This is a genomic window from Streptomyces sp. GbtcB7, from assembly GCF_019091445.1.
GTDB lineage: Bacteria > Actinomycetota > Actinomycetes > Streptomycetales > Streptomycetaceae > Streptomyces > Streptomyces mirabilis.
Map to the genome: position 1 here is coordinate 45,895 of NZ_JAGXJM010000059.1, position 6,933 is coordinate 52,827.

Here is a 6,933-nt window from a genome sequence, read left to right on the forward strand (position 1 = left end):
GACGGGCCCGTGCGGTCGTACTCAGTCGTCGGCGGCCGGGGTGCCGAACCAGCGGGTCAGCGCCCGCGCCAGACCGGCCGGACCGGAACCGGCCCAGGCCACATGGCCGTCGGGACGGATCAGCAGGGCCTGCCCGGCCGGCAGCGGGCCGCCGGCAGCGGGGCGGTCGGCGACGAAGGCGACCCGGTCCGACCAGGGGGCCGCCGTCGCGCGCAGCGCCGGGGCGCCGTCCCCGTCCAGGGACAGCAGCAAGCCGCGACCGGTGCGCAACAGTTCGGTCGTACGGCGCCGCGTGCCACGCTCCGCGGGCTCCAGCCACACGTCCGGCAACCTCCGCCCGAGCAGCGGGTGTTCGTCGGAGTGGATCTCGGGGCCGACGCCGACGTCCTCGACGTCGTACCGGATGCCGAGGCCGCTGATCATCCCGGCGAGGTGCTGCCGTACGCCGTCCAGGGCGACGAGTTCGGTGAGCAGGGCCCGGGCGGGTTCGACCTCCGGGCCGCCGAGCAGCAGCTCGACCTGGGCCCGGATGTTGGCGAGGACCTGGCGGCCCACGGTGTGGCGCTCGGAGTGGTAGGTGTCCAGGAGGTCCTCGCCCGCGCTGCCGCGGACGACGGCGGCGAGCTTCCAGCCGAGGTTGAAGGCGTCCTGGACGCCCAGGTTGAGGGCCTGTCCGCCGCTCGGCATCTGCCGGTGCGCCGCGTCCCCGGCGAACAGGACGCGACCGTGCCGGTAGTGGGCGAGCTGCCGGTTGGCGTCGCCGAAGGCGTTGACCCACAGGGGGGTGCCCTGGCTGATGTCCTCGCCGGTGACGCGCTTCCAGACGTCGGTGACCTCCGCGAAGTCCGGTTCGGCGCCGCCGCGTTCGGCGGCGGGGCGCCCGAACTCGTGGACCATCACCCGGGTCACCCCCTCGCGGGTGGCGGCGATGGCGAGCCCGTGCTCCAGGCGCTGGAAGCGCCGGTCGGCGACCTCGACGCCGGAGACGTCGGCGCGCAGCAGTTCGCGTGCGGCGTCCCGGCCCGGGAAGGGGGCCCGGACCAGGCGCCGTACGGTGCTGTCCTCGCCGTCGCAGCCGACCAGGTAGCGGGCCCGGATGCGGACGGGACCGTAGGGACCGATGGCCTCGGCCTCCACCCTGTCCTGCCCGGCGCCGACCTGTCCGGCCTCGTCCCGCCCGGCTCCCTCGCTCTTCGCTTCCAGGGACAGCAGCTGGTGCCGGCGCCGGAGATCGGCGCCCAGCACGGCGGCCCGCCGCTGCAGCAGCTCCTCGGTGCGGGTCTGCGCGACCTTCCACTGCCCGGGGTGTGAGCTGGGCAGCGTCAGGTCCAGCGGTACGCCGCCGAAGTGACCGCGCGGCTCGCACGGCGGTGTACCGAGCTCGTCCAGCAGCCCGCGGGAGTCGAGGATCTCCATCGTGCGGGCGTGCAGGGTGGAGGCCCGCGATTCGGTGGTCGGGCCGGGGCGCTGGTCGACGACGACCACCTCGGCGCCGCCCAGCCTCAGCTCGGTGGCGAGCATCAGCCCGGCGGGGCCCGCTCCGACCACGAGGACGTCGGTGTCCAGGATGGTCGTGTCGGTGTCCTGATGGTCCGTCGTCATCGTCAACGCCTGTTCTCTGCGAAGGCCTTGGCGTGGGTGAGGGTGGCCCGGCTGTTGGTGGACAGGGCCGTGTGGACGTACTCGCGGGCGTCGGCGACGGTGGCCCCGCAGCCGAGGATGCTCTCGATGTTGTCCGTGTTGAGGGTGACCGTGTGCTGGGAGGTCGCCGCGACGCCCTGGTCGGTGTCGGTGAACGTCCAGTGGCCCGTGTGCAGGGTCATCAGCGCGGGGAGCGTGACCTGCTTGTACGCGATGCGCTGGTGCGGGAAGGTCACCCGGTAGGACTTGGTGGTGTGGACGGAACCGTCCTTGGCCCGGGTGTCCATCTCCAGGGTCTGGAGCCCCACGGTGTCCTCTTCCAGACGGACCGTGGCGACGTGCGGCAGGCGCTCCGACCACAGGTTCGCCTCGTTGATGAAGGCGTACACGTCCTTGGCCGAACCGTCGACGTAGACGGTGTCCTCGAAGGAGAAGGTCACCTCCTCCGCCGCGTGCGCGAACTCGACGTTCTTCTTCAGCGCGGCCAGCTCGGAGCGGCTGTTCTTGTCGACGGCCTCGTCGATCCACAGGAGGTCGTGCGGGTCGTCGTCAACGGCGCGGTAGTCGTGCAGCAGCCGTACCCGGGACTCGTTCTCGCCGAGCGGCTCGATGATCCAGGTGCCGCCCATCGCGGCGACCGGCGGGGCGGTCACCTCCTGGCGGAAGGTGATGCGCAGGGCCTCGGGGTCCAGTTCGCGGCGCGAGGTCCAGTTCTTGGCCTCGCCGTTGGCGGTGGCCCAGATCCGTATCCGCTCCTGGGAGCCGTCGTGCTCCACGCGGTCCACGTGGATGGTGGGCGGGAAGATCCGGGGCCAGTTGGTGACCTCCGCCAGCAGCCGGTACACGGCCGGTGCGGGCGCGGCGATCGTGATCTCGTGCTCTACCTCACGGGTCGTCATGACGCTTTCTTCTCCATGGCTGGGTACGGGCTGCCGGTCGGTGGGGGTGCTCAGAAGTTGCCGAGTCCGCCGCAGACGTTGATGGCCTGCGCGGTGACCGAGGCGGCCGTGTCGGAGGCGAGGTAGGCGACCATGCCGGCGACCTCCTCGGGGGTGGAGTAGCGGCCGAGCGGGATCTTGGCCTGGAACTTCTCGAGGATGGCGTCCTCGGAGGTGTCGTAGGCGGCCGCGTATCCGGCGCGCACGCGCTGGGCCATCGGCGTCTCGACATAGCCGGGGCAGACGGCGTTCACGGTGATGCCGGTGGGGGCCAGCTCATTGCCGAGGGCCTTGGTGAAACCGACCACGCCGTGCTTCGAGGCGGAGTAGGGGGCTCCCAGGACCACGCCCTGCTTGCCGGCCGTGGAGGCGATGTTGATGACGCGGCCACGGCTCTTGTGGCGCATGCCGCCGGTGGTGAGCACCTCCCGCGTCAGCCGGAACACGCTGTTGAGGTTGGTGTCGATGACATCGGTCCACAGCTCGTCCTCGATGTCGGCGGTGACGCCGCCACCGGACCGGCCGGCGTTGTTGACCAGGACGTCGACGGTGCCGAAGCGGTCGACCGCGGCCTGCACGAAGGCGCCGACCGAGGCGGGGTCGCGGACATCGAGGACCGTGCCGTCGGCGTCGATGCCCTCCTCCTGGAGGATCTTGACGGTCTCGGCGACGTTGTCCGCGCTGCGGGCGCCGATGAACACGCGGTGGCCGGCCGCGGCCAGCGCCCGCGCGGACGCGAGGCCGATGCCGCTGGTGGCCCCCGATATGAGAGCGACCCGCTTTTCCAGCGTTGACATGTGCTTCCTCTCCCTCTTGTGCTGCGGGGGTGCGGCGGTACCGGACCGGACGAGGTCAGGTGAAAGGTTTCGCCCGGTCCGGGAACGCCGTCGGGCGTCAGGCGGCGGCGGGCTCGTCGGCGCCGAACTGCTGGTTCACGGCCTCGATGAGGGCGCGCGGGGTGTCGGCGTCGGTCAGCAGGTCCTCGTCGAGGACGATCCCGTACTCGCGCTCGATACGGCTGCCGGTCTCCAGGAGCGCCAGCGACTCGTAGCCGAGGACTTCGAACGGCTCGTCGAGGATGTCGCCGTCGAGGTCGACGCCCTCGTCGACACCGGCACCCTCCTGGAGGATGCGGCGCAGGTCGTCCAGGGTGAATTCCGAAGTGGACACGTGGGTTCCTTCCCAGGTCGAAATGGATCGTTCAGTCGGGGGTCTTGGGGGCAGGGGGTGCCGGTCAGTCGACGGCGCGGACCACGACGGCCGAGTTGAAGCCGCCGTAACCGCGGGCCAGGACCAGGGCGGTGCGCACCTGGGCGGTGCGCGACTGGTTGAGGACCAGGTCGAGGCCGTACTCCTCGTCGGGGTTGATGTGGACCGTCGGAGGGATGAGGCCCTCCTCGATGGCCAGCAGCGCGGTGGCGACGTCGAGCGGGGCCGCGCCGGAGTACAGCCGGCCCGTCATCGTCTTGGGCGCGGTGACCGGGACACCCCGGACCCCGAAGACCGCCGAGATCGCGTCGGCCTCGATACGGTCCAGCTCCGGCACGCCCGCCGCGTCCGCGAAGACCACGTCGACGTCCTCGGGCGCGGCACCCGCGTCAGCGAGGGCGAGTTCGATCGCCTTGCGCAGGGCGGGCTCGCGGTCGCTGCCGGGCCGCGGGTCGAACGTCGAGCCGTAGCCCGCGATCTCGCCGTAGATCTTGGCGCCGCGCTCGCACGCCGACTCGGCCGACTCCATGATCAGGATGGCGCCGCCCTCGCCCGGTACGTAACCGGCCGCGTCGGCGTCGAAGGGCAGGTAGGCACGGGTCGGCTCGTCGCTCGTGCTCAGCCGGTCGCCGGCCATCTGCGCCACCCAGCCCCAGGGACAGATCGACGCGTCGACGCCCCCGGAGACGATCATCGGGGTGCCCTTGCGGATGAGCCGCCGGCCGTGCGCCACCGCGTCGAGACCGCCGGCCTCGTCACTGACGATGACGCCGCTGGGGCCCTTGAGCCCGTTGCGGATGGATATCTGACCGCTGTTGACGGCGTAGAACCAGGCGAAGGACTGGTACGCGGACACGTACTGGCTGCCCTGGCTCCACAGCTTCTCCAGCTCGCCCTGTCCGAACTCGAAGCCGCCCGAGGAACTGGCCGTGACGACGCCCATGTCGTACTCGGGCAGTTCCTTGGGGTCGATGCCCGCGTCCGCGAGCGCCCACTCGGCGGCGACCAGCGCCATCCGGGTCATGTGGTCGGTCTGCGGCAGCAGCCGGCTCGGCAGCACGTCCGCGGCGACGAAACCGGGCACCTCGCCCGCCAGGGTCGACGGGTAGGAGGACGGGTCGAAGCGGGTGACCCGCCCGATGCCGTTCTTGCCGGTCCGGGTGGCGGCCCAGAAGTCCTGTGTGCCCAGTCCGTTGGGGGCGGCGATGCCCAGACCGGTCACTACCACCGTGGTGGTCATGCCACGCTCCTCTCGGGACGCGCCAGCACCATGGCGCTCTGGAATCCCCCGAAGCCGCTGCCGACCGTGAGCACCGCGTCGGTGAGCTGCTCACGGGCGACCAGCGGCACGTAGTCGAGGTCGCACTTGGGGTCGGGGGTGGTGAGGTTGGCCGTGGGCGGCACGACGTGGTTCTCCATCGCCAGCGCGGACGCGGCGATCTCGATGGAGCCGATCGCGCCGAGCGAGTGCCCGACCATCGACTTGATCGAGCTGACCGGGGTCCGGTAGGCGTGGTCGCCCAGGCTCCGCTTGAACGCCTCGGTCTCGTGGCGGTCGTTCTGCTTGGTGCCCGAGCCGTGCGCGTTGATGTAGTCGATCTCGGTCGCGTTCATCCTGGCCTCGTCGAGCGCGACCGTGATGGCCTCGGCCATCTCCGCCCCGTCCGGACGCAGACCGGTCATGTGGTACGCGTTCGAGCGCGTCGCATAGCCCGCGATCTCGGCGTAGATGTGCGCGCCGCGCCGCTTGGCGCTCTCCAGCTCCTCCAGGACGAACACGGCGGCACCCTCCCCGAGGACGAACCCGTTGCGGGTCCCGTCGAAGGGGCGCGAGGCGCGCTCGGGTACGTCGTCCCGGGGCGTCGTCGCCTTGATCGCGTCGAAGCACGCCATCGTGATCGGCGAGATCGGGGCGTCGGACGAACCCGTGATCATGACGTCCGCCGAGCCCTCTCGGAGCAGCTCCACGGCGTGCCCGACCGAGTCGATGCCGGACGTACAGCCCGTGGAGACCACCGTGTTGGGGCCCTGCGCGCCCACGGCCCACGCGACCTCGGCCGCGAAGGAGCTGGGGACCAGGTAGTTGTACAGGTGCGGGGCCGTGTAGGCGTGGTCGACCAGATGGAGCCGGCCGCCGTCGCTGACGACGTTGTACTCCTCGTCCAGACCCATGGTCGCGCCGACCGCGCTGCCGATGGTGACGCCAACGCGGTACGGGTCGTAGGCGTCGATGTCGATACCGCTGTCGGCGACCGCGCCACGGGCCGCGACCACCGCGAACTGGGCGGCGCGGTCCATCCGGCGTATCTCCTGCGGGCGCAGTCCGTGCTCCGCGGGATCGAAGTCGATCTCGGCGGCGACCCGGGAACGGAACGGACTGGGGTCGAAGAACGTGATGCGGCGGGTGGCCGTACGGCCCTCGCTCAGCAGGTTCCAGAAGTTCTTCGCCCCGACACCACCGGGGGCGAGCACCTCGATACCGGTGATGACAACTCGTCGGCCGGTCACGCGGACGCCTCCCAGTTGTAGAAGCGTGTGGCCATCGCGTCGGCCGGGGAGCGCCAGGTGGCCGGGTCGTACGCCTCGATGAACGGCTTCAGGTCCTCGCTGATCTGTATGAAGCGGGGGTCGTGCCGGGCGTGCTGGATCAGCTCGCCGCCGTTGTCCGCGTCGAAGTCCTGGAGGTGGAAGTACAGACCCCGGTACTGGAAGAGCTGGCGCCGGCGCGTGCCCATGCGGTGCGGCATTTCCGTGTCGTCGAAATCACCGAAAATCTTCGCGACGTCGACGCTCGACCCGGGATCCATCCGAGCCACAATCAGCGTGCTGTACATACGTTTCCCTCTCCTCGGGGCCCACCACACAACAGTTGACGAAAGCTCATATTCAGTATCTTGGGCGGTACGAGCGGTTTCAATATTCCCCGTGTCAGGGAATTGTCAGACCGGTTCAGAATTGCGCTGGAGAATGCCGGGAAATTCCGGGTGATTCAGCTGGTGATTTCGCACATGGCGGCGCCCGAGGCGACGGACGCGCCCACTTCGGCGGTGAGGCTCTTGACGATCCCCGAGCGGTGGGCGTTGAGGGGCTGTTCCATCTTCATGGCCTCCAGGACGACGACGAGGTCGCCCTCCTTGACCTCCTG

At 70.5% G+C, this 6,933-nt stretch carries 8 protein-coding genes; all 8 read right to left on the minus strand.

Features of this window, described 5'->3' with window-relative positions; all coding sequences use genetic code 11:
• Nucleotides 1-21: 21 nt before the first annotated feature.
• A complete protein-coding gene (locus KVT44_RS51105) occupies nucleotides 22-1,602 on the minus strand; it encodes an FAD-dependent monooxygenase (protein WP_217575478.1) in 1,581 nt (526 codons plus the stop codon).
• A 2-nt stretch (nucleotides 1,603-1,604) separates the two neighbouring features.
• Entirely contained in the window at nucleotides 1,605-2,540 is a 936-nt protein-coding gene (locus KVT44_RS51110) for an aromatase/cyclase (RefSeq protein WP_217575479.1), read from the minus strand.
• 50 nt (nucleotides 2,541-2,590) lie between these two features.
• Nucleotides 2,591-3,376 (minus strand): 3-oxoacyl-ACP reductase FabG, encoded by a 786-nt coding sequence (gene fabG / locus KVT44_RS51115; RefSeq protein ID WP_099921683.1) that lies wholly within the window; start codon nucleotides 3,374-3,376, stop codon nucleotides 2,591-2,593.
• Nucleotides 3,377-3,473: 97 nt separating this feature from the next.
• Nucleotides 3,474-3,749, minus strand: coding sequence for an acyl carrier protein (locus tag KVT44_RS51120; RefSeq protein ID WP_054237212.1), 276 nt, complete (start codon nucleotides 3,747-3,749; stop codon nucleotides 3,474-3,476).
• A gap of 64 nt (nucleotides 3,750-3,813) precedes the next feature.
• Nucleotides 3,814-5,028: a ketosynthase chain-length factor gene (locus tag KVT44_RS51125; protein ID WP_217575481.1), complete on the minus strand. Its 1,215-nt coding sequence runs from the start codon at nucleotides 5,026-5,028 to the stop codon at nucleotides 3,814-3,816.
• Complete coding sequence (locus KVT44_RS51130; RefSeq protein WP_054237210.1) at nucleotides 5,025-6,296, minus strand: beta-ketoacyl synthase; 1,272 nt, start codon at nucleotides 6,294-6,296, stop codon at nucleotides 5,025-5,027. Before KVT44_RS51130 ends, KVT44_RS51125 begins: the two co-directional genes overlap by 4 nt.
• Nucleotides 6,293-6,622 (minus strand): TcmI family type II polyketide cyclase, encoded by a 330-nt coding sequence (locus tag KVT44_RS51135; protein WP_054237209.1) that lies wholly within the window; start codon nucleotides 6,620-6,622, stop codon nucleotides 6,293-6,295. Before KVT44_RS51135 ends, KVT44_RS51130 begins: the two co-directional genes overlap by 4 nt.
• A gap of 155 nt (nucleotides 6,623-6,777) precedes the next feature.
• Nucleotides 6,778-6,933, minus strand: a 156-nt coding sequence (locus KVT44_RS51140; RefSeq protein ID WP_302832235.1) for a biotin/lipoyl-containing protein, incomplete at its 5' end; no start/stop codon positions are given.